This is a genomic window from Acinetobacter sp. 231_lipA (assembly GCF_058243005.1).
Genome location: NZ_JBZAYU010000001.1, coordinates 1420477 through 1442648, shown reverse-complemented (window position 1 = coordinate 1442648; position 22172 = coordinate 1420477). Strand labels below are relative to the sequence as shown.

Sequence of the window (22172 nt, the reverse complement as noted above, 5' to 3'; positions counted from 1 at the left end):
TAGGGTTCATTGGCCCGTTCAAAAACATTCAAATTTATAAATAGGATTTATATTCGAGTGAATTACTATCGTTATAGCGTTATGCTGGTTTTGAGTTTAGGAATTACAGGATGTGCAATGACCCCTGGACTTCAGACATATGATTTACCACAACAAGGTTCCTATAAAACAGATCAAGGTGCTGAATTAAGTGTTGTACCTTTGACACAAAATAATATTCCTGCTATTTCTCAAGCGAATTCGCAAAATTTAGCTCAAATTCAAACGTTATTTCAGCATCAGCAATCCATATATAAATTAAGTGCAGGTGATGTTCTATCGATCCAACTTTGGGCTTATCCTGAAATTACACCACCAATTCAAGATGCAACTAATGTAAAAGCTGTTGGTTATCCCATTGATCCTAACGGTAATGTACAGCTTCCTTTAGTCGGGTCAGTTAAAATTGCTGGGAAAACGCTTGCTCAAGCGAATACATATTTGCGTAGTCAATTTAGTAAATATTTAAAACACCCTGATGTTGTCGTTAGAGTGTTATCTTACGAAGGCAAAAGATACTTCGTAAATGGTCAAGTACTTAAAAGTGGCCAATACACTTTAAATGATCAACCCATCAGCCTCTATACCGCACTAGGTCAAGCCGGTGGTATTGATACCAAAACTGGCGACACCACTAATATTCAACTCATTCGTAATGGCGCTACGTATAATTTAAATACCATTCAACTCGAAAAAAATGGTTTATCACTACATAATTTATTAATTCGCCCGAATGACACAATTTTTGTAAATACAAAACAAGATCAAAAACTTTATGTCATGGGTGAATCAAGTAAAAGCCAAGCGATTAACTTACGCGATCAAGGCATGTCTTTAAGTGATGTATTGGGTGAAAGTGAAGGGATTAACCCTTACTCAGCTAGTGCAGCTAGAATTTATGTCATGCGTACAGATTTAGATCAGAAGCAGTCAACTATCTATCACTTAAATTTGAGTAGTATTGGTAATCTAGCATTAGCCAATCAATTTTCCATGAAAAAGAATGACATTGTATACATTGATGCAACTGGTTTGACTCGTTGGCAGCGTGTAGTCAATCAGATCATTCCATTCTCGAGCGCACTTTATAGTTTTGATCAGCTTGGGAAATAATTATGGCGTTTAAAAATATACTCGTTGTCTGTGTCGGAAATATTTGCCGTAGCCCGATGGCAGAATATTTCCTAAAGACGAATTGCCCAAACCAACACATTGAATCTGCAGGATTGTCCGCAATGGTAGGACATCATGCAGATGAAAAAGCAATTCATTGTATGGACCAATTTAATATTGATATGCGTCCACATATTGCAAAACAGATCAATGCATCTTTAATTAAGCAAGCAGACTTAATTCTAGTAATGAGTACGAATCAGGCTCAGCATATAGAAAAACAATGGCCGTTTGCAAAAGGTAAGGTCTTTAGATTAGGCCACTGGCAAGGAAAAAATGTCCCTGACCCTTATCAACACGATCAAGACTTTTTTGATATAACCTGTCGCAATATTCAACGCTTTGTTGCTGATTGGAAATCACATTTTTAAATTATTACGATATTAAATTATGAATCAAAACTCTAGCACTAGCGAAGATACAATCGACTTAAAAGAGTTATTTTTTTCTCTGATTGCTCAGTGGAAACTCATTGCTCTTTGTATTATTTTTAGTTTAATTTGTGCATTACTTTATTTAAGAGTCACTCAACCCATTTATGCTACAGATGCGATGGTTCTCGTTGAAGACAGCAAAAGTGCTGCCTCAGCAGCACTATTAGGCGAGTTAAGCCAACTCTCAGGAGCGATGGGGCAAAAATCACCAGCCGATGCAGAAATTGAAGTTCTAAGATCTCGCATGGTTTTGGGACAAGTGATTCGAGATCTCAACCTTGATATTGAAATCAAGGCCCCAGAAGACTCCGCATTTAATCGTTTGATTTCAGAGAAAAAGTCAACAGTTGATTACACTCCAACTGAAGTGGTTTATCAAAATAAATCATCCGTAGTTCAAATTAAACAATTGAATGTCCCTGATTTCTATCTAGATGAACCCCTTCAACTAAAATTCAAAGAATCAAACACATTTCAATTACTACATAAAGATGAAGTTGTTTTTGAAGGCAAAACCAATGTCAAGAATCAAGTGCCTAGTCCGTATGGCTTGTGGCAAGTGTATATTGTAAATAATAACAATCTAGTCCCAGAACTTAAAATCACAAAATACGCTCTACCAACAGCAATGAAAAACCTAATGTTGGATTATGGTGTTGCTGAACGTGGCAAAATGACGGGCGTGATTGGTTTAAATTACCAAGGCACAGATAAAGAACATATCACTAAAGTTCTCAATCATATTTTAAGTGTCTATCACAAACAAAATATTGAGCGGAAATCTCTAGAATCAACGCAAACGCTCGCTTTCTTAGACAAGCAACTGCCTATACTCAAGCAGCAGCTCGAAGACTCTGAAATTCAATTCAATAAATTCCGTGAAAAATATAATACGGTTGATGTGACGCAAGAATCTGAACTGTTATTAAAGCAAAATATTGAACTCGAACGTTTAATGATTGAGCTAAAGCAAAAACAAGCTGAGTTTTCTGCTAAATATACCAGCGACCATCCTTTAATGGCGGAAATTAATGCCCAATTAACGGAATTAAGCAGTAAAAAAGAACAGTTAAATCAAGCTTTGAAGCAACTACCAGAAACTCAACGTTTATATTTACAACTTTATCGTGATGTCAAAGTCAATGCTGAGCAATACACTGCGCTCTTAAATAACTACCAACAACTCAAAATTGCAAATGCAGGTGAGATTGGTAATGTCCGTATTGTTGATACAGCGGTTAAACCGTTTGAGAAGATTAAGCCAAAATCACTGATTGTGCTCATCTTATCCATCTTTGTTGGTGGTTTCCTGGGTACACTCTTGGCATTATTGCGTAACATGATGCGTACAGGCATTAAAGATTCAGCTCAAATTGAAAATGAGTTAGATTTACCGGTTTATGCGACTGTTCCTCGTTCTCCAGTACAGGAAAGCCGTATCAACATTCTGAAAAAGAAAAAGAATATTCCTATTTTAGCTGTTAAAAATAGTGATGATATTGCCATTGAAAGCTTACGTAGCATGCGTACTGCCATTCATTTTGCGCTCAGCTCTGCTAGGAATAATTTGATTACCATTTCAGGTCCAGCACCCGAAGTTGGAAAATCCTTTATTTCAACCAACTTAGCCGCAATTTTGGCGCAAAGTAATAAGCGCGTATTGATTATTGATGCAGATATGCGTCGCGGTTATTTGCATAAATATTTCAACACTGAAAATACCCCTGGTCTTGCTGATTACTTAAATAACCAACAGAATCTAGATGCGATTATCAAACCATCTGAAATTTCTGGCTTAAGTGTAATTACTCGTGGCAAGAGCCCAACGAATCCATCTGAACTTTTAAGCTCTGCACAATTTAAAGCGTTATTAGATCAGTTGTCGGAGAAATTTGACCATGTGATTATTGATACCCCGCCAATCTTAGCAGTGACGGATGGCATCATTATTTCTCAATACACAGGTGTTAACTTAGTGATTGCCCGTTATGCGAAAACGCAGATGAAGGAGCTTGAATTGACCCTGAATCGCTTCGAACAAGCTGGTGTGAAAGTCAATGGATTCATTCTAAACGATATTCAGCGTTCAAGTGCAGGCTATGGCTATGGCTATAACTATGCTTATGCCTATAAAGCCAATAAAGCCAATAAAGAATCAGACTAAATACATTCTCTAACCGATAAAAAGCCAGAACTTGATTTCTGGCTTTTTATTTTGTATGACAAACGTTTATATATTCAAATCCTTATAGTTTTTTTAAGGACTTCGGCATATATTAATTTGAAAATGTACTGGTGGTACAAAACACGTCATTCATGAAGTCTGCTAAGATGCTAAAAAACTTTTTGAATGTAATAGAATTAGGAAAAATTTCACATGAGTAAAGCCTTACCCATTGCTGTAGCTGTTATTCTAGGCGGTGCGGCACTTGTTCCCGTTTATTATGCATCTCAACACCCAGCTTCAGCCGAAGCCCAAGTTTCAAAAAATGCATCTGCCGTAGAAAAAATTAGCTATGCACTGGGTTATGAGGTTGCTCATCAAACTCCACCAGAACTCGATATTAACAGTTTTGTAACCGGTGTCCGCGCAGGTCATGCCCGTAGCCAACCCGCCTATAGCGAAGAAGAATTAAAACAAGCCTATGAGCAGTTCCAACAAGAAATGCAGCAAAAACAGGCCAATGATGCGAAGCAAGCACAAACAACCAGCGACAGCTTCTTAACTGAAAATGCGAAAAAACCTGGGGTGAAAACCACAGCGTCAGGCTTACAGTTCAAAATCACGCAAGAAGGCACAGGCAAGCAACCCACTGCCAGCTCTATCGTGACCGTGCATTACAAAGGCCAACTGGTCGACGGTAAAGTCTTTGATAGCTCACTTGAACGTGGCGAGCCAATTGAGTTCCCATTAAACCAAGTAATTCCAGGTTGGACTGAAGGTCTACAACTCATGAAAGAAGGTGGGAAAGCGACACTTTACATCCCTTCTAACTTAGGCTACGGCCCACAAGGTGTACCCGGCATGATCCCAGCCAACAGCACGCTTATTTTTGATGTTGAACTGATCAAAGTAAAATAAGACAAGTCAATCAAAGGAGAGCTTTTGCTCTCCTCTTTTTATTGAGAATACGATATGAAAATTCAAACAACATTACTCTGTGGCTTGTTACTTTCTACACCTGTTTTTGCAGCACCGATTAATAATAAAAGCAGTATCAACCAACAAGTCGGTTATAGCTTTGGCTACCTCATGGGTCGTAGCAATGCTGAATCAATTCAAGATTTAGATCTCGATGCTTTTGTACAAGGGTTACGTGAAGCCTCTAAAGGCCAAGCTGCGTCATTAAGCGATGAAGAAATGGCGCGTGTACTCACCCAGTATAAACGCCAAGCCGAGGCAAAACAGTTATTAGAAGTTAAACAACTGGCAGATAAAAATGCCAAAATTGGTGCAGCCTTTTTAGCTGAAAATGCGAAAAAAGCAGATGTAAAAACTACGGCTTCAGGCTTGCAGTATATGGTTTTACAACAAGGCCAAGGCAAGTCACCTAAGGCCAACAGCAAAGTCAAAGTCCATTATGAAGGACGTTTGATTGATCAAACTGTTTTTGACAGCTCGATTGCACGTCAGCAGCCTGCGGAGTTTCAAGTCAGCCAAGTGATTCAAGGTTGGACTGAAGGCTTACAGCTAATGAAAGAAGGCGCAAAATATCGCTTCTTTATTCCCGCTAAACTGGGCTATGGCCAAATTGGTTCAGGCGATGTGATTGAACCGAATAGCACCTTGATTTTTGATGTGGAACTGATTGAAGTGTTGCCAAAATAAGGTAGCAATGCAAAGGCAATGCTATACACAAAATAAAAAGCCTGATCTTCGTGATCAGGCTTTTTATTAATTTCAATCTATTTTCAAATCAAGCACTGCTTATTTTTAAGCTACGTGCTTCGCTTGTCTTTTGAAGCATAAAACAAAGAAGTACCTTGTTTTAGGCTTCATGTTTGAGGTGACGTGGTCTAAAGCCTGTAAGGAGTAAACCAACCGCATAAGCCACAACGCCGACCACGCACAGCCCGATCACTTCGGCAACGCGAATCCACTGTGACACGTCACCATTATACCAAGTCAATGCATACCACAAAGCCGCAATCATCACGGCGTTAGCAATACCAAACTGGATAAACAGTTTTTTCCAGTGTGCACCAAAACGGAAAATATCGCGTTTGTGTAAATAGAAATACAGCATCCCCGCATTCACCAGAGCAGAACCCGAAGAGGCTAAAGCCAAAGCCATATGCTCTGCCTGCCAGTCAATCAGTTTAAAGAAGCCAATAAACACCACGTTTAAAATCGCATTTGCAGCAACGGCCATTAAACCGACACGAACTGGTGTTTTGGTGTCTTGCTGCGCATAAAATCCAGGTGCAAAGACTTTAATCAACATAAATGAAATCACCCCAGCACTCATACATTGCAGCGCTAAAGCTGTCATTTGCGTATCTTCAAGGGTGAATTGACCGCGTTGGAACAGGGCCTGAATAATGGGGGTCGATAACATAAACAGCGCGATACTGGCAGGCACCCCCACCAAAACAATCACCTTCGCAGCCCAATCCATCATGCCACGAAACTTCGACATATCTTGTTCTGCATGACGGGTCGACAATGCGGGTAAAATCACCGTACCAATCGCTACCCCAATCAAGCCCAAAGGTAATTCAGTCATACGTTCCGCACTGTACAACCATGACACTGAACCGTCTTGCATAAACGAAGCCCAAATGGTGTTCAGGAGTAAGTTGATTTGCGTGACAGAAACACCAAATAGTGCAGGCAGCATCAATTTCATGATGCGATCCACCCCTTCATGTTTAAAATCAACTTTCGGCGGAATCAGTAACTTTTTATGCCAAAGTTCAGGAATTTGGATCGCCAGTTGCAATACACCCGCAGCAATCACCGCCCAACCGAGTGCCATAATCGGTTCTGCCATATACGGCGTCAGCCACCATACCCCCGCAATCATCGCAACATTCAGCAATACTGGTGAAAAGGCGGGTGATGCAAAGGAACCATAACTATTTAAAATACTGCTGGCAAATGCCGTCAACGACATAAACAATAAATAAGGAATGGTGAGGCGGAACATTGAAACCGCGAGGTCGAACTTCTCTGGATCGGCATGGAAACCTGGTGCGTATATATATAGCACCGCTGGAGCTGCAACCATGGCAATGAAGGTTAAAGCCGTCATAACCGTCATTAAACAACCAAAGACACGGCTAATCAGAATCTGAACTTCCGCATGGGTACGCCCAGTTTTATATTCGGTCAGTACTGGAATAAACGCCTGTGAGAATGCTCCCTCAGCAAATAGCCGACGGAAGAAGTTCGGGATACGAAAGGCCACCACAAAGGTATCAAAATCTTTCCCCGCACCAAAGACATTTAGTAAGACAATGTCTCGTACCAAACCCAAGACCCGAGAAAGCATGGTCATTGCACTTACAATTACGGTTGACCGCCACAGCGCCATCGTATCCACCTAGTTTTTCATTTGCCGCTATTGTAATGAAACTTCAGCGAATATTTGATTGTTTAATGTTGTTGTCGACTCTCAATTCATTGACTTTTTAACTGCTGCAAACGATTTCGATAGTCTAACCAATCAAAAAATGTGCCTGGATCGGTCTTACGTCCTGGTGCAATATCAGAATGTCCTGCCAAATGCTGCTGAATTTGAGGATAGGCCTGTTGTAAACAGGCCGTCACGTGTACCAATGTTTCATATTGGGCATCTTCAAAAGGCAAGTCATCACTGCCCTCAAGCTCAATGCCAATCGAATAATCATTGCACTCTTTCTTGGCCAGATAGCTTGAGCGTCCTGCATGCCATGCACGGTCGTTAAAATTGACAAATTGTAAGACTTCGCCACTTCTTAAAATCAGTAAATGCGCTGAGACTTGCATGCCTTGAATGGTTTGAAAATATGGATGTACTGACCAATCCAATTGATTTTGAAAAAATTGTTCAATATAACCGCCACCAAACTGTGAGGGAGGCAAACTGATATTATGGATGACAATCAGTTGAATCTCAGTATCAGCAGGGCGTGCATTAAAATTAGGCGATGGAATTTGTCTTGCTCCCAGCAGTTGCCCTGCTTGCACTTGAAACGACGGAATGACCTGCATATTTTTATTCCTCAAACCCATTGCGCCCTTTGGGCAATCTTTTTTAATGTCTCTCATGCTAAATCTTTCCCAGTCATTTCTCAAATTGGTCAGCGTTTGATTCTGAAATTTTCACGCCTTTTTCAGGAAAAATGCTAATATATTGCGCAATTTTCATGGCTTCTATAAAGATACGGACAATCGGATGAGCATATCGCAGCAACTGCTTGAACAATCTATTCAACTGAATATTCAACAGGCATTACAAGAAGACATCGGTGATGGTGACATTACGGCACTTTTGACACCTGAAGATGAACAAGCGACTGCGACCATTATTAGCCGTGAAGACATGATTCTTGCTGGTCAACCTTGGGTTAATGCATTAATTGCAGCTTTTGATCCAAGTGTACAAATCACGTGGCTCAAAAATGATGGCGATCTGGTTCGTGCCAATGAAACCATTTTTAAACTGGCGGGTTCAGCACGCAGCTTACTTACGGTTGAACGCCCTGCACTCAACTTTGTACAAACGCTATCTGCTGTGGCCAGCAAAACTGCGGAATATGTCAAACAGCTCGATGGCTTAAACACCAAGTTGCTCGACACCCGTAAAACCCTACCGGGTCTGCGTATTGCCCAAAAATATGCTGTCGCGGTCGGTGGTGGTCAAAACCACCGTTTAGGTTTATTCGATGCTTTTTTAATTAAAGAAAATCACATCATGGCAGCAGGTGGCATTGCTCAAGCCATTGCCAAAGCGCATCAAATTGCCCCAGGCAAACCTGTCGAAGTCGAAGTTGAAACTTGGGCTGAATTAGACCAAGCATTGGAAGCCCAAGCCGATATCGTGATGTTAGATAACTTTAGCCAGCAACAAATGATTGATGCGGTCAAGCATGTTGCTGGACGTTGTAAACTGGAAGCGTCAGGGAATATCACCATTGCCAACTTGCGTGAAGTCGCAACTACAGGCGTGGATTATATTTCGATGGGTGTATTGACCAAAGATGTCAAAGCAGTCGACCTTTCTATGCGTTTTAATGCTTAGTTTCAACAACTTGTATCAAACGACACCCAATAAAAAACGCACTCTCAAGTGCGTTTTTTTATTTGGTTAAAACTTACCAACCCAGTGCTTGCTGTTGTTTTTTCACCAATTCTTGAATGCCCTTTTCTGCCATTTCTAACATGGCATTGCACTGTACACGGGTAAATGGTTTATCTTCTGCCGTGCCTTGAATTTCAATAAATTCGCCAGCTTGGGTCATGACCACGTTTAAATCAGTTTGGCAGTTTGAGTCTTCTTCATAGCACAAGTCTAAAAGCACTTCGTCTTGGAAAATACCGACTGAAATTGCAGCCACTAAGCCTTTTAATGGATCTTGCTTAATTTTCTTTTTCTCAAGCAACGTATTCATCGCATCAATGAGAGCCACCGCAGCACCAGTGATCGCAGCAGTACGTGTACCGCCATCTGCCTGAATCACATCACAGTCGATGGTAATGGTGTTTTCACCTAATTTTTTTAAATCCACCATGGCGCGTAGACTACGGCCAATCAAACGTTGAATTTCTTGAGTACGACCACTTTGCTTACCACGCGCAGCCTCACGATCACTACGGGTATGCGTCGAACGTGGCAACATGCCATATTCAGCGGTTACCCAACCCTGACCCTTGCCTTTTAAAAAGCGTGGTACTGAGTTATCAATACTTGCCGTACAAAGAACTTTGGTATGACCAAACTCAACCAATACCGAACCTTCCGCATAACGTGTGTAGTTACGAGTAATGGTGACATCACGTAATTGATCTAATGTTCGTTGGTCGATACGCATAATACGCCCTTCATCTGACTTAATAGGTTGGCGCATAGTATAGCAGAAGCAGACCCAAAGCATTTGTAATTGATCGCCTGCTTCCCTACCCATCCATATTCTTTGTTAAACTGAAGCTTAAAAGAGGCTGAGGCAATCATCTATGTCGATTCGGGAAGAACGTAAACAACAAAGCCGCCAAGCTTTGCTGAATGCTGCATTACAACTCAGCACCTCGGGACGTTCCTTTGCTCGCATTAGTCTCCGTGAAGTCACTCGCCAAGTGGGTTTAGTGCCGACCGCTTTTTATCGCCACTTTAATGATTTGGATGAGTTGGGACTTGAACTGGTCGATCAAGCAGCGCTCCACATCAAAAGCATGTTAGCCCAATTGGGACAAAGCTATGTTTATGGTCCACATGCCACGATTGAGCATAGTCTAGACTTATTTTTTCATGCTGTAGAGCAATATCCTGAACAGTGGATTTTCTTGATTGGAGAACGTTGGGGTGGTTCAGCCTTGATCCGTGCTGCCGTTGAGCGAGAAATTGCCTTTTTAATCGATGACTTCGCCCATGAATTAACCCGTATTGAAAGCATGCAACATATCCATGACAGCGAAGACCTCAAAGTTTTGGCCAATATTTTAATGGATGCCTCCTTTAACTGGGCCATGCGCTGGATTGGTTTGAGTCGAGATGTGGCTCCCGAGAAACTACGACAGCAGCAGGCTGCATTTAAACTGCAAACCATCGTGCAGATTCAACTCATGTTCCGTGGAATCTCCAATTGGCAACGACCATCTGCTCAAACCAAACAAGCCAACCCGACCTTACATTAAGCCGCTCGCAGACGCAATTTTGGTGTATTACAAAATTTTTAATGCGCTTTACTCAAACTTGGATGCTTTTTCACTATCATAGAGCCAGTTTTTTCATCTGTAGCTCCTATGCGTTTTTTTCTTTTTTTAGCGGCGAGTGTCTGTATCGCCTTGGCATGGCTATTGCCCATTCATTATCGACCTTGGGTCACCTATACAGGTGAATTGTTTGCATTTTTATCTTTATTTGCACTCTCTGCCTTATTTTTAAAAGAAAAACTCTTGCTCCCTAAAGTGAGCCTGCCGCTATTGCTGTTGAGCCTCGTGCCCTTCATTCAGTACGGTTTTGGCGAGCTGTTCTTTTTCAGCAAAGCGCTAATGTGTGGCTTATATATCTTTGCATTTTGGCTGAGTATGGTTTTAGGTTTTAACCTGAGCCAAAAACCCTTGGAACGTGAGCAATTATTTAGTGGTCTGTGTAGTGTATTTTGGTCGGTCGGTCTGGTAACAGCGCTCATCGCCACTTGCCAATGGCTCAATATTGAACAGTACATTCCCGGCATGACTGCCTTAAAAGGCGATCGTCCTTATGCCAACTTTGCTCAGCCGAACAATATGGCGAGCTTTCTGATTCTATCCTTACTCGGCACACTGTACCTATTTGAAAAGAAAAAATTCAACTCGATTCTGCTGTGCGTCAGTGCTGCATTGATGTTATTTGCGGTAGCCCTGAGTCAGTCCCGTACATCATGGGTCGCAAGCATTTGTGTACTACTCTATTTACTCTATCAACAGTACAAGGGTGTGGTTCAACTGAAGTGGTATAGTGCCCTCGCATGGTTTGCGTTGTTCATTGCATTTACTGCGTTTATTCCACAGCTCAATCACCTGTTGGCTCAGCTGTCTAATGTCGAAGTGACCCAAACCCGTGATGCGGTTGCGCGAGCAACGGGCGATATGTCGCGTCTTGCCATTTGGCAACAGATGCTCCATGCCATTGCTGAGCGACCTTGGTTTGGCTATGGTTGGCATCAAACCAGTGTGGCTTACACCCTAATCAGTGATCAGTTCCAAGGCCCCGTTTGGGTGAAAAGTGCGCACAACTTCATTCTCGACTTTATGTTATGGAATGGATTAGTGATTGCGATTCCATTTTTTGCCTATCTCAGCTATTGGGGCTATCAACTGCAAAAGCATGCGACATCGCTGGAATCTGTGATTGGACTTCTGATGGTCGGCGCTTTACTGATTCACGGTATGCTTGAATTCCCGTTGTTCTATGCTTATTTCTTACTACCACTCGGGTTGATCCTAGGGATCATTCAATCCCAGCAAAAAGTAAAAACGTGGACTTTACCGAGCTTTGCCATGCCGATCACATTTACTGTCTGTGTGGTCTTGATCGCACTGATTATTCGTGACTATGAGTTGATGGTACCAAAGCTGAATCAAGCTTCTCGTTATGAACACACCCCTGAAAAGTTCACCAATCAAGATCACATTTTACTGCTGTCGGAGTTTAACCGCCGCATTGAATGGATTCAGTTAAATCCATACAGCAAAGTCAGCCCTGAGCAAATTCGTGACTATGAGGAAATGGTGCTGAACTACCCGATTCCCTATGATTTGACCAAATTTGCAAAACTCTTGGCCTTTAATGGCTATGAAGCCGAAGCTCGTCATCAACTTTGGCGCTTAAAAACCTTAAGAAAAATTGAGCTACGTTATGAGGATTTATTGCAGCCTGCATCAGCCGCGCAATAAACGTTTTTAACCCATAAAAAAGCCTGCTGACGCAGGCTTTTTAACTTAATAAGGACTTAAAACAGATTCAGCTTATTTGGCAGCACGTTCTTTTTCAATCAAGTAATCCACGACTTGAGTCACTTTAGCATCTTCGCCTTGCACAATATATTTACCATTCACCGTCACCGCAGGAACACCACTGAGTTGATAACGCTTGGCTAAGTCTTGTGCTTGTGCAATTTTTGAAGTGATCGCAAATGATTTATAAGTGCTGTTAAATTTCGCTTCTGGAATACCAAACTGAGTATAGAACTTGGCTAAAGCAGGTTGCTCTAGAATTGGTTGATTTTGATCATGAATGGCATGGAATAACGTCAAGTGGGTCTTTTTACGTACACCCAAGGCCTCAGACACATAATAAGCTCGCGCCGCTTGTTCCCACACTGGATTCATGGCTGCTGGGGTACGCACAAAGCGCACATCTTTCGGTAGTTTTTTCAACCAAGTCTGCATATGCGGTTCAAGTTTAAAGCAGTGACCACAGCCATACCAAAAGAATTCGCGGACTTCAATTTTTCCTGGCACTTCCACCTGTACAGGTGTTGGTACAACGATATAGTCCTGACCTGCCACGAAATTTGCAGCCAATGCGCTGCCCGAAATTGCGAAAACAGCGGTTGCTAATCCACTCAAAAGGAGTTTTTTCATTGAACTTATTGTCCTCAAAATCATTATGATAAGTTTATGCAAATACTATAAATCAAATATGCCAAATTCGTTTTCATTCTGTGAACTTTTTTCAGGCTTTTATCGCTTTTTCTAGAATAAACGCTACACTAAGCCCTATTGAACATTTTAAATATCATGACTTAAATTGAGGTGCCGACGATGTCGCAACTGAATGTTGATCCACAAGAAATTGCCAAATTTGAAGCATTTGCTGCCATATGGTGGGATCAGCACTCGGAATTCCGCCCTTTACATATGATCAATCCACTGCGCTTAAACTGGATTGATGAACATGCAGGTGGACTCAATGGAAAAAAAGTCCTTGATGTCGGCTGTGGTGGCGGAATTTTAGCTGAAAGTATGGCACGTCGTGGTGCAGATGTGCTCGGCATTGATATGGGCGAAGCCCCCCTGAATGTGGCACGTTTACATGCAGAACAAGAAGGTGTTGAGCATATCGAATATCGCCAAATTCCAGTGGAGCAGCTCGCAGAAGAACAAGCGGGACAATACGATATTGTGACCTGCATGGAAATGTTGGAACACGTACCCAATCCAGCCTCAATCATTGAAGCCTGCCATAAACTGGTGAAACCAGGCGGTCATGTATTCTTCTCTACCATTAACCGTAATCCCAAAGCCTACCTGTTTGCCATTATTGGCGCTGAATATGTACTGCGCATGTTAGCCAAAGGCACCCACGATTATCAAAAATTCATTAAGCCATCAGAACTGGCACATGATATTCGCGGCGCAGGGCTCAAACTGAAAGACATGACGGGTTTACATTACAATCCATTAACCAAACGCTATTGGTTAGCGCCAAATGTGGATGTCAATTACATGGTCTATACCGTCAAAGAAGGTGCTGCATGAAAGCCGTCTTATTCGACCTTGACGGCACACTGATCGACACTACCGCCGACTTTATTCGCATTATTCAAGACATGTGCCGTGAAAAAGGCGTCGCTGTGGTCGATGCAGACCTGATCCGTAGCCAAGTCTCTGAAGGTGCACTGGCGATGGTGAAATTGGTTTATCCAGAACTGGAAGTCGAAGACCCGGTTTTTCTGGCACATCGTCAGCGTTTTTTAGATATCTACGGTGCCGATATCGCAGTAGATACTGACCTGTTTTCGGGCATGTATCCGCTACTTGAAAAACTTGAAAGCCAAGAGATTCCTTGGGGCATCGTCACCAATAAACCGCGCTGGCTCAGTGAAACATTATTAGATGCGCTGAATTTGACAGAACGCTGTGCGGTTTTGGTCTGCCCAGAAGATGTCTCGCAGACCAAGCCTGATCCTGAGCCGATGTATTTGGCTGCCAAGCACATCGCGATTGCGCCTGAAGACTGTATCTATGTCGGCGATCATCCACGTGACATCGATGCAGGTCGTAACGCGCAGATGTATACCATTTTGGCGGCTTATGGTTATTTACCATTCGCGCACAAAGATGACTTAACAGCGTGGCAAGCAGATTGTATAGTGAAGTCTGTGGCTGAATTGGACGATGTTATCCAGTCTCTTGTGAGTCAAACTACACCGTCCAACTCACTGAATTGATCACAATTAAAAAATCAAAATAACGAGGAGGTAATGATGAAATATTCAGAATATCAACCTCGCCCCGATCTGCTCAAAGATCGCATCATCTTAATTACAGGTGCGGGCGATGGTATTGGTCGTGCTGCTGCATTAAGTTATGCCCTACACGGCGCAACTGTGGTGCTGCATGGGCGTACCTTAAATAAGCTCGAAGTCATTTATGATGAAATTGAAGGCTTAGGTGCGCCGCAACCTGCAATTTTACCCTTGCAGCTATCGAGCGCCTCTCCTCGTGATTATGAATTACTGGTCGACACTTTAGAGCGCCAATTTGGGCGCCTAGATGGCATTTTGCATAATGCGGGCATCTTGGGTGAGCGCACAGAATTGGAAAATTATCCTGTCGATGTCTGGGATGATGTCATGGCCGTCAACTTGCGTGCGCCATTCGTTATGACTCAAGAGTTAATGTCGCTCCTGAAAAAATCTGAGCATGCCTCCGTGCTTTTTGCCAGCTCAGGTGTCGGACGTGAAACGCGTGAACGTTGGGGCGCATATTCGGTGTCTAAGATCGCGATTGAAGCGGTCAGCCAACTGTTTGCTAAAGAAAATACCTCACCGAATATCCGCTTTAACTGTATCAATCCGGGGGCGACCCGCACTGCAATGCGTGCCAAAGCCTATCCCGATGAAGATCCAAAAACATTGCCAACACCTGAAAATATCATGCCTGCCTATCTGTACTTGATGGGCGATGACAGCTTACATATGAATGGTCAAAGTATTGATGCACAAGACTAAAATGTGTCACTCAAAAGGAAGCTTCGGCTTCCTTTTTTTTATGTATCAAACTGAAGCTTAGTCATCTGTAACATGATCTCAAGTTCAGAAAAGGTTGTCTTTTTTGAATTTTTGCGGATACTGATGTCCAACTCCATTTTTGAAGTATATACCATGACGGACTTGAGCAACATCACTCTACAACCCACTGAAGATGGTATGGTTAGCCTGTTGATTGACCAACAGCCGATTTCAGAAAAATATGGAATGAAGTTTGAAGCCAGTATTGTGGAGGAACTTCAAGCCCTGGAAAATGGCGCCACACTGAAACTTTTCGACCAGTTTGTTTTTGCCCATACCGACTTGAACTTTGAACATAGCTATCACTACGTCACGGTCATTGCTAAGAATGATGAACAATATAAAGCAAAGAAAAGCTTTGTTTATCGCATCAAAATTGACGGTCAGCCCGACATTGAGCATGCCATCAGCAAAAATGGTGAACCGATGACTGCAGCCGATGTACGTGAATTTATCCAAGCGCATGTACAGAAATCATTGACTGATTATACCGACCTCAACTACGCCTATTGACATACTCCCACCACCAAACTAAGAGTTATGGTGGGGGAATCTGTGCGACCTATGCAATCAAATTGATTACACCTTTCGATGCCACACTTGCGCTGACAAGTATTGTGGCATAGGAACTCTTTACACAGCACGAAGCCCTAGTGCATCAGCTAAAGCGAAATTACGGATATTTATACTCGCATTCACATCACGATCTTCAACCAAATTGCAATTTGGACATTCAAACAATCTGACACTTAGCGGTAACTTTTCCATCTTATAGCCACAGCAAGAACAAGTTTTTGAACTTGGAACAAATCTTCCAATTTGTAGAATATTCTTGCCAAACCATTTTGCCTTGTATTGCAATATCGTAAGAAATTGACCCCAAGCTACATCTGAAATAGACTTCGCTAATTTTCGATTCCTTACCATGTTTTTAATTCCTAAATCTTCTACTGCATACGTGGTCGCTTGGTTTTCACAGATCAAGTGATGCGTTAGTTTATGATGTAGGTCTAAGCGTTGCAAACGCACTTTTTCATGGATGAATGCAACACTTAACTTTTGACGCTGATAATTCTTAGATTCTTTCTGTTTTCGGGCAAATATCTTTTGCTGTATAGCTAAGCGGTTTTGAGCCTGCCGTAAGTGTCTTGGATTTTCAACTTTATCACCATTAGATTGAATGAGCATGTGATTCAAACCCATATCAATTCCAATAGTTTGATCGGGTTGAACTGTTGTTGGTGCAACAAGCTCTAACTCAGACTCAACTAAGATAGAAGCATAATACTTACCTGTTGCTGTTTTGCTAATGGTGACAGTTTTAATTTTCCCATCAAATGTCCGACTAAATACAGTTTTTATCCCTTTAATTTTAGGTAGATGTAGTAAACCATGCTCAAAGCTCACCGTTGAGTGCTGAGGGCATTGATAAGACCGTTGAGGTACTTTCTTGGATTTGAACCGTGGATAGCCAACAATATGACTCAATGGGCGTTTTTCATCAAGTTTTGGCTTGTAGCCTTTAATTTTCCTGAATTCAATCTTGCCTTTCTTCAATCGCTGAAAAAAATTGTTATAAGCAGTATGCAGGTGAAGTAATCCACTAAGAAGTGATTGACTGTTTACTTCATTCAACCATTCAAATTCAGGTTGCTTCTTCATTGCAACCAATTGGTCTTGAATATCCTTTTTTGATAATAATTTTTGAGTTTCTGAATGGACTTTGGTTTGAAGAGCTAAAGCCCAATTGAAAATAAAGCGAGTGCATCCGAAGTGCTTTTCAAACTGCACTTTCTGTTGAGAATTTGGATAGATGCGATATTTATACGCTTTCAAAAAAGTTTGTTTCATGGTTATAATTTAACAAATTAATTACTTAGTGTAAATATAATGAAATCACATTATCACTGTGTTTATAAGCTCATATATCATTTAGTGTTAGTAACAAAATATCGCAAGAAATGCCTTTCAAATGAAATGCTCAATCGGCTTGAAGAAATCGTAAAAAAGAACTGTGCCGATTGGGAAATTGACTTGCTTGAGTTTAATGGTGAAGCTGACCACATTCATTTATTACTAGAAATGCACCCGAATATCATGCCAAGCAAATTCATTAACAATCTAAAAACAGTGTCAAGCCGACTGATACGCAAAGAATTTGAGGAAGAACTAAAACCGTATTATTGGAAGCCTGTACTTTGGACGAGAGCATACTGTCTACTTACAACAGGCGGGGCTACAATTGATGTAATTCGGGAATATATAAAAAATCAAGAAAGACCTGAATAACGAAAAGTCGTGCTATCCATCACAATCTAAATCACAGATTATAGATGGAGAATTTCGCATAGTTAGTTAAGCCGAATCAGCCAAGTTGAAAACTCAGCTTGGCTAGTTGGATATTTTAAATCGTATTTTTAAATTATTTTAATAAAAATATTCGGTTTTTAAGATCAATATTTCCTATTTATCATTCTGATTGATCAAGAATTGAAAATAAGGATGCAGCATGGCTGATTTGCAACGTAAACATGACACCATTCGTCATATCCATAATTTACAACTACCCGAAAGCCTGATTTGTGCTTTGGAGGATGCCAAACAAGCTGAAGCAGTGGTTCATTCAATCCGTTCATTACAACATCTAACGCAGCAGTGGAATTAAATAATGCACTATAGTTAAATCACTATAAAACTAATACAAATAAGCCTATGAATTATTTATAGTTTTTTATAATACTGTATGGACAATAAAGTAGTTTGACTATATGCGTTCTTTGACAAAGGGAGATCTGAGCCCTCAAAATGAGTCAAAAATCAGAAGATACCGACTGTTTGCTTTGGCCTTTGGCGCAATTGATGATTTAATTCAGGCTTAGAATTGGGCATAATCTTCTTAATATCTCTGCATTTGTTAATAAATACCCAATTCATCTTCACAGTTTCTCTGCATTTTTTTCGTACATTATAGGAAAGAATGAAATTACCTTAATGAGGATTCAACATGAAAAAGATTTTGACAGTATTGGCAATCTCTTTCAGTGCTTTGATGGCAAGCAGTCTCAGTACTGCTGCCCCTCAGTTTGACCACGATCATCCACGCTATGGCAATGAGCCACGCGGACGTGACTTTCGCGATTCAGGTAATGACGATCAGCAAGATCGTCGACGTATGCGCGAAGAGCGCGGTGTCAAACGTTTACAACAGCATAAATGGCAACAAGGTTATGTCATGCCACAGCATTACCGTGGTAACGGCTATAAAGTCGAATATAAAGACCATAATCTTCCAAAGCCAAACAGAAACCAGCAGTGGTACAAAATCAACAATGACTACATCTTAGTCGACGCAGACAGCAACAATATTCTGCGCATTATGGGGCTTTAATCTGCGCTTCATTTTGTACAACTCCTCGACATTATTCTTGAGACCTGAATCAACACCCTTTCACCCGCTTTAGTACGACTGCATACTCCTCTTAAGAGACCACAGTCAGGCACAGCATGGAAGGCGTTGTTTCAGGTTTTTTTATGTGCCAAAGCTTTTGTTTGCAAGCATTGCAGAAAAACAACAATCTCCTCAGTCTCTTCATACATTTCACAATTCACCTAAATAGCCCTCACGCTTTCTCTAGAGTTATTCGCTAATTTTGAATGATTGAAACAAGACTCATACTGGACGAAAGCAATGAAAAAAATTCTGACTGCAATCACACTCTCTTTAGGCGCGCTCATGGCCACATCTGCAATGGCAGCACCACAATACTATGACCGCTCGCATGATCATGACTCGCGTTGGGATCATCGCGATGACCGCCGTTGGGACAATGACAACCGCTACCAAAACAAACGTGTTAACCCAAGCCGAGACTGGCGCTCAGGTCAAACTTTGCCACGCGGCTATGACTCATCGCGTTATCATGTTAGTGACCGCGAAGCACGTCGCCTACCCAACACTGGACGCTACCAACAGTGGTATAAGGTCAATGGTGACTATGTTTTAGTCAATGAACGCAATAACCGTATCCTACGTATTATCGGTTAATTCTGGCTGGTGTCGCAAAACCAATAGAACACCTGAACATTGCTTCAGGTGTTTTTCTATTTAAGACTTCCTCTTCTGCATTTTTTGATTAAAATCATGCTAAGCAGTTCATTTTGAGACAGGCATGCAAACGAATTCCATCGAAACACATCACAGTACAACTTTGCAGTATGTGCATTGGTTTCGACATTCTGCGCCTTATATCAATGCTCACCGTAATAAAACCTTTGTGATTATGTTCGATGGTGAAGCCGTTCAGCATGATAACTTTCAACATATTATTCACGACATTGCCCTGCTGCATTCACTCGGGATTCGCCTGATCTTGGTGCATGGCGCGCGTCCGCAAATCAACCACAACTTAAAACAAAGCCAACTACAAACGCCATTTCATCAACATCGCCGCGTGACCACGCGAGAATCACTAAGTTGCGTGATGAATGCGGTAGGCTCAATTCGTTTGCAAATTGAAGCCTTACTGTCTATGGGACTGGCCAATTCACCGATGTATGGCGCACGTATTGATGTAGTTTCAGGGAATTTTGTTACAGCCAAGCCCTATGGCATTCGCGATGGGGTCGATTTTCAGTTAACCGGCGAAGTTCGTACGGTCGATACCGATGCCATTCAACGCCATTTGGATAATCACAATATTGTGCTGCTCGGGCCAACTGGATATTCCACCACAGGCGAAGTTTTCAACCTACTGGCAGAGGAAGTGGCGACCCGCACAGCGATTCATCTTAAAGCGGATAAACTGATTTTCTTGGGCAAACAACATGGTCTGCTCAGTGAACATGGTCAGTTGCAACGCGAAATTTCGCCACACAAGCTCGATGCACAAATTGAGAAGTACCAAGATTCGAATCCAGACATTGCCGTGCTTTTACGCGGTGCTAAAAAGGCCTCCACACATGGCGTCCATCGTGTCCATCTGATTTCCTATGCTTATGATGGTGCCTTGGTTGAGGAGCTCTTCACGCGTGATGGTTCGGGCACCATGATTACCGATGCCCATTATGAAGAAGTTCGTATGGCCAACATTCAAGATGTCGGCGGACTGATTAACCTATTACGCCCACTTGAAGAAGAAGGCATTTTGGTTTATCGCTCACGTGAACGTCTCGAAAACGAAATTGGCCAATTTGCGGTGATTGAACGTGATGGCATGATCTTGGCCTGCGCCGCACTCTACCCACTGCCAGCAGCAGAGGGTGAAATCCGCAGCGCTGAAATTGCCTGTGTCGCAGTCGACCCGAGCTATCGCAAATCAAATCGCGGCAGCCAAATTTTGCATTATCTCGAAGGTAAAGCCCGCAGTATAGGCATTCAACAGTTGTTTGTACTGACCACACGTACTGCACATTGGTTCTTAGAACATGGCTTTGAAACGGCTAATGTCGATGAACTTCCCAATGCACGCCAAGCCTTATACAACTATCAGCGCAACTCGCTCGTCTTTAAAAAGCCACTTTAAGTGGCTTTTGCAGGATTATGGATATCTTTATTTCTCATATCTTTATCTAGAAAACACCGCAAAAATCGCTCAAAGCTATATTGCGTGAAACACTAAGCTTATTCCAAAAATAAAAATACCTTTTAAACAATAAATATCAATAAGTTAATCTCAATAAATTTTATATTTTATGTTTTTTATATTGCTGTTTTTTACATAAGTTTTGCACTTTTGTTTTTATCTTTTTTTTTCATGTCTAAAGCCCGATTTCTTATTTTTTCTGAAAAGAAATGCCCATTAGCGTATGTGTTCACCAACTCACTCACCTTATTTATTTGGAGTTATGAAACACATGAGCACTTCTCGAGCACAGTTCTGGATCAAAACAACCGTTCTTTCTGCAGCAGTCGTGGGTGCCATGATGTTATCTGGATGTGGGAAAAAAGAGGCTGAAACCGTCACACTCAATATTGGCTTTCAAAAATATGGCATTTTGCCCATCGTCAAAGAGCGAGGCACTTTAGAAACGGCGCTTAAAGCACAAAATGTCCAAGTCAAATGGGTCGAGTTTCCTGCAGGTCCACAACTCCTCGAAGGTTTAAATGTCGGCAGTGTGGTCTTTGGTGAAGCAGGTGAAGCGCCTCCAATTTTCGCACAAGCTGCAAATTCGAACTTGGTTTACATTGCCAACCAACCTGCTGCACCTAAAGCAGAAGCACTGATCGTACAAAAAGACTCAAAGATTCAGAGCATTCAAGATTTAAAAGGCAAGCGGATCACACTCAACAAAGGTTCAAATGTGCATTACCTGTTACTTAAAGTGTTAGAAGCGAATAACCTGAAACTTTCTGATATTGAAGCGGTGTATCTTCCGCCATCAGATGCACGTGCTGCGTTTGAACGTGGTGCAGTCGATGCTTGGGTGATTTGGGATCCCTTCTTTGCTGCCGCTGAACACCAAATCTCAGCACGTGTGATTGCTACTGGAGAAAACTTGGTGAGTAATCATCAGTTCTATTTGGCCGATCGTAAATTTGCCGAAACCCATCCAGAAGTTTTAAAAACGGTCGTTAATGAACTCAACAACACCACACAGTGGGTCAAACAGAATCAACAACAAGCAGCCAAATTGTTAGAAAAACCGACAGGCTTGTCTTTAGACATTTTACAAACCTCGATTGGTCGTATGGGCTTTGGCGTTCAACCCATTTCAGCCGAAGTCGCAAAAAAACAGCAGTACGTTGCCGATGCTTTCTATCAACAAAAACTCATTCCGAACAAGCTGAATATTGACGCTGCCATTATTAAATAAAAATATAGAGAT

The 22172-nt window shown here is 41.7% G+C and carries 23 protein-coding genes; 18 read left to right on the top strand and 5 right to left on the bottom strand.

Annotated features, from left to right (window positions below):
- The first annotated feature begins 81 nt into the window (after positions 1-81).
- The 5 genes from AC4CUX_RS07280 to bamJ (AC4CUX_RS07260) all read left to right on the top strand — a co-directional run bounded on the left by AC4CUX_RS07280 (position 82) and on the right by bamJ (AC4CUX_RS07260) (position 5475).
- A complete protein-coding gene (locus tag AC4CUX_RS07280; protein WP_201704305.1) occupies positions 82-1152 on the top strand; it encodes a polysaccharide biosynthesis/export family protein in 1071 nt (356 codons plus the stop codon).
- Between the two features lie 2 nt (positions 1153-1154).
- Entirely contained in the window at positions 1155-1583 is a 429-nt protein-coding gene (locus AC4CUX_RS07275; RefSeq protein WP_490792267.1) for a low molecular weight protein-tyrosine-phosphatase, read from the top strand.
- 19 nt (positions 1584-1602) lie between these two features.
- Positions 1603-3810 (top strand): polysaccharide biosynthesis tyrosine autokinase, encoded by a 2208-nt coding sequence (locus AC4CUX_RS07270; protein WP_490792266.1) that lies wholly within the window; start codon positions 1603-1605, stop codon positions 3808-3810.
- Positions 3811-4023: 213 nt separating this feature from the next.
- Positions 4024-4728 (top strand): BamJ family beta-barrel-assembly machinery protein, encoded by a 705-nt coding sequence (bamJ, locus tag AC4CUX_RS07265; protein WP_130235560.1) that lies wholly within the window; start codon positions 4024-4026, stop codon positions 4726-4728.
- A 54-nt stretch (positions 4729-4782) separates the two neighbouring features.
- Positions 4783-5475 (top strand): BamJ family beta-barrel-assembly machinery protein, encoded by a 693-nt coding sequence (gene bamJ / locus AC4CUX_RS07260; RefSeq protein ID WP_234963247.1) that lies wholly within the window; start codon positions 4783-4785, stop codon positions 5473-5475.
- Positions 5476-5635: 160 nt separating this feature from the next.
- Here the strand turns inward: bamJ (AC4CUX_RS07260) and murJ are convergent, their stop codons facing one another.
- Complete coding sequence (gene murJ, locus AC4CUX_RS07255) at positions 5636-7192, bottom strand: murein biosynthesis integral membrane protein MurJ (protein WP_490792265.1); 1557 nt, start codon at positions 7190-7192, stop codon at positions 5636-5638.
- A 77-nt stretch (positions 7193-7269) separates the two neighbouring features.
- Entirely contained in the window at positions 7270-7842 is a 573-nt protein-coding gene (gene ampD / locus AC4CUX_RS07250; RefSeq protein WP_010325555.1) for a 1,6-anhydro-N-acetylmuramyl-L-alanine amidase AmpD, read from the bottom strand.
- Between the two features lie 184 nt (positions 7843-8026).
- Here ampD and nadC point away from each other — a divergent pair, with 184 nt between their 5' ends.
- Positions 8027-8872, top strand: coding sequence for a carboxylating nicotinate-nucleotide diphosphorylase (gene nadC, locus AC4CUX_RS07245; RefSeq protein ID WP_148827017.1), 846 nt, complete (start codon positions 8027-8029; stop codon positions 8870-8872).
- Between the two features lie 73 nt (positions 8873-8945).
- Here the strand turns inward: nadC and rph are convergent, their stop codons facing one another.
- Entirely contained in the window at positions 8946-9662 is a 717-nt protein-coding gene (gene rph, locus AC4CUX_RS07240; protein ID WP_004684198.1) for a ribonuclease PH, read from the bottom strand.
- Between the two features lie 142 nt (positions 9663-9804).
- Here rph and AC4CUX_RS07235 point away from each other — a divergent pair, with 142 nt between their 5' ends.
- Together AC4CUX_RS07235 and AC4CUX_RS07230 are read left to right on the top strand one after the other, a co-directional pair.
- Entirely contained in the window at positions 9805-10482 is a 678-nt protein-coding gene (locus AC4CUX_RS07235) for a TetR family transcriptional regulator (RefSeq protein WP_490450800.1), read from the top strand.
- A 108-nt stretch (positions 10483-10590) separates the two neighbouring features.
- Positions 10591-12225 carry an O-antigen ligase family protein gene (locus AC4CUX_RS07230; protein ID WP_490792264.1) on the top strand — a complete coding sequence of 545 codons (1635 nt, stop codon included), beginning with the start codon at positions 10591-10593 and terminating at the stop codon, positions 12223-12225.
- Between the two features lie 72 nt (positions 12226-12297).
- Here AC4CUX_RS07230 and AC4CUX_RS07225 read toward each other — a convergent pair whose 3' ends face one another.
- Complete coding sequence (locus tag AC4CUX_RS07225; RefSeq protein WP_004684194.1) at positions 12298-12915, bottom strand: thiol:disulfide interchange protein DsbA/DsbL; 618 nt, start codon at positions 12913-12915, stop codon at positions 12298-12300.
- Between the two features lie 180 nt (positions 12916-13095).
- Between AC4CUX_RS07225 and ubiG the strand changes: the two genes are divergently transcribed.
- The 4 genes from ubiG (at position 13096) to AC4CUX_RS07205 (ending at position 15860) form a co-directional block, all read left to right on the top strand.
- Positions 13096-13812 carry a bifunctional 2-polyprenyl-6-hydroxyphenol methylase/3-demethylubiquinol 3-O-methyltransferase UbiG gene (gene ubiG, locus AC4CUX_RS07220; RefSeq protein WP_087014906.1) on the top strand — a complete coding sequence of 239 codons (717 nt, stop codon included), beginning with the start codon at positions 13096-13098 and terminating at the stop codon, positions 13810-13812.
- Positions 13809-14504, top strand: coding sequence for an HAD family hydrolase (locus tag AC4CUX_RS07215; protein WP_490792263.1), 696 nt, complete (start codon positions 13809-13811; stop codon positions 14502-14504). The genes ubiG and AC4CUX_RS07215 overlap by 4 nt, the downstream gene beginning before the upstream one ends.
- Before the next feature lie 36 nt (positions 14505-14540).
- Entirely contained in the window at positions 14541-15287 is a 747-nt protein-coding gene (locus tag AC4CUX_RS07210) for a YciK family oxidoreductase (protein WP_419381211.1), read from the top strand.
- A 153-nt stretch (positions 15288-15440) separates the two neighbouring features.
- Complete coding sequence (locus AC4CUX_RS07205; RefSeq protein WP_411935306.1) at positions 15441-15860, top strand: hypothetical protein; 420 nt, start codon at positions 15441-15443, stop codon at positions 15858-15860.
- A 120-nt stretch (positions 15861-15980) separates the two neighbouring features.
- Here the strand turns inward: AC4CUX_RS07205 and AC4CUX_RS07200 are convergent, their stop codons facing one another.
- The gene (locus AC4CUX_RS07200; RefSeq protein WP_419381212.1) at positions 15981-17198 is read right to left on the bottom strand and encodes an RNA-guided endonuclease TnpB family protein; all 1218 of its coding nucleotides are present in this window, start codon (positions 17196-17198) and stop codon (positions 15981-15983) included.
- A gap of 39 nt (positions 17199-17237) precedes the next feature.
- Here AC4CUX_RS07200 and tnpA point away from each other — a divergent pair, with 39 nt between their 5' ends.
- The 6 genes from tnpA to AC4CUX_RS07170 all read left to right on the top strand — a co-directional run bounded on the left by tnpA (position 17238) and on the right by AC4CUX_RS07170 (position 22160).
- Positions 17238-17636: an IS200/IS605 family transposase gene (tnpA, locus tag AC4CUX_RS07195; RefSeq protein WP_279683219.1), complete on the top strand. Its 399-nt coding sequence runs from the start codon at positions 17238-17240 to the stop codon at positions 17634-17636.
- Between the two features lie 220 nt (positions 17637-17856).
- Positions 17857-18012 (top strand): hypothetical protein, encoded by a 156-nt coding sequence (locus AC4CUX_RS07190; protein ID WP_004684184.1) that lies wholly within the window; start codon positions 17857-17859, stop codon positions 18010-18012.
- 339 nt (positions 18013-18351) lie between these two features.
- On the top strand, positions 18352-18735 hold the full coding sequence (locus AC4CUX_RS07185) for an RcnB family protein (RefSeq protein ID WP_004684183.1): 384 nt from the start codon (positions 18352-18354) through the stop codon (positions 18733-18735).
- Positions 18736-19035: 300 nt separating this feature from the next.
- Positions 19036-19392, top strand: coding sequence for an RcnB family protein (locus AC4CUX_RS07180; RefSeq protein ID WP_058952456.1), 357 nt, complete (start codon positions 19036-19038; stop codon positions 19390-19392).
- Positions 19393-19516: 124 nt separating this feature from the next.
- A complete protein-coding gene (gene argA, locus AC4CUX_RS07175; RefSeq protein ID WP_114836725.1) occupies positions 19517-20869 on the top strand; it encodes an amino-acid N-acetyltransferase in 1353 nt (450 codons plus the stop codon).
- A 331-nt stretch (positions 20870-21200) separates the two neighbouring features.
- Entirely contained in the window at positions 21201-22160 is a 960-nt protein-coding gene (locus AC4CUX_RS07170) for a sulfonate ABC transporter substrate-binding protein (RefSeq protein WP_419381214.1), read from the top strand.
- The last annotated feature ends 12 nt before the right edge of the window (positions 22161-22172 follow it).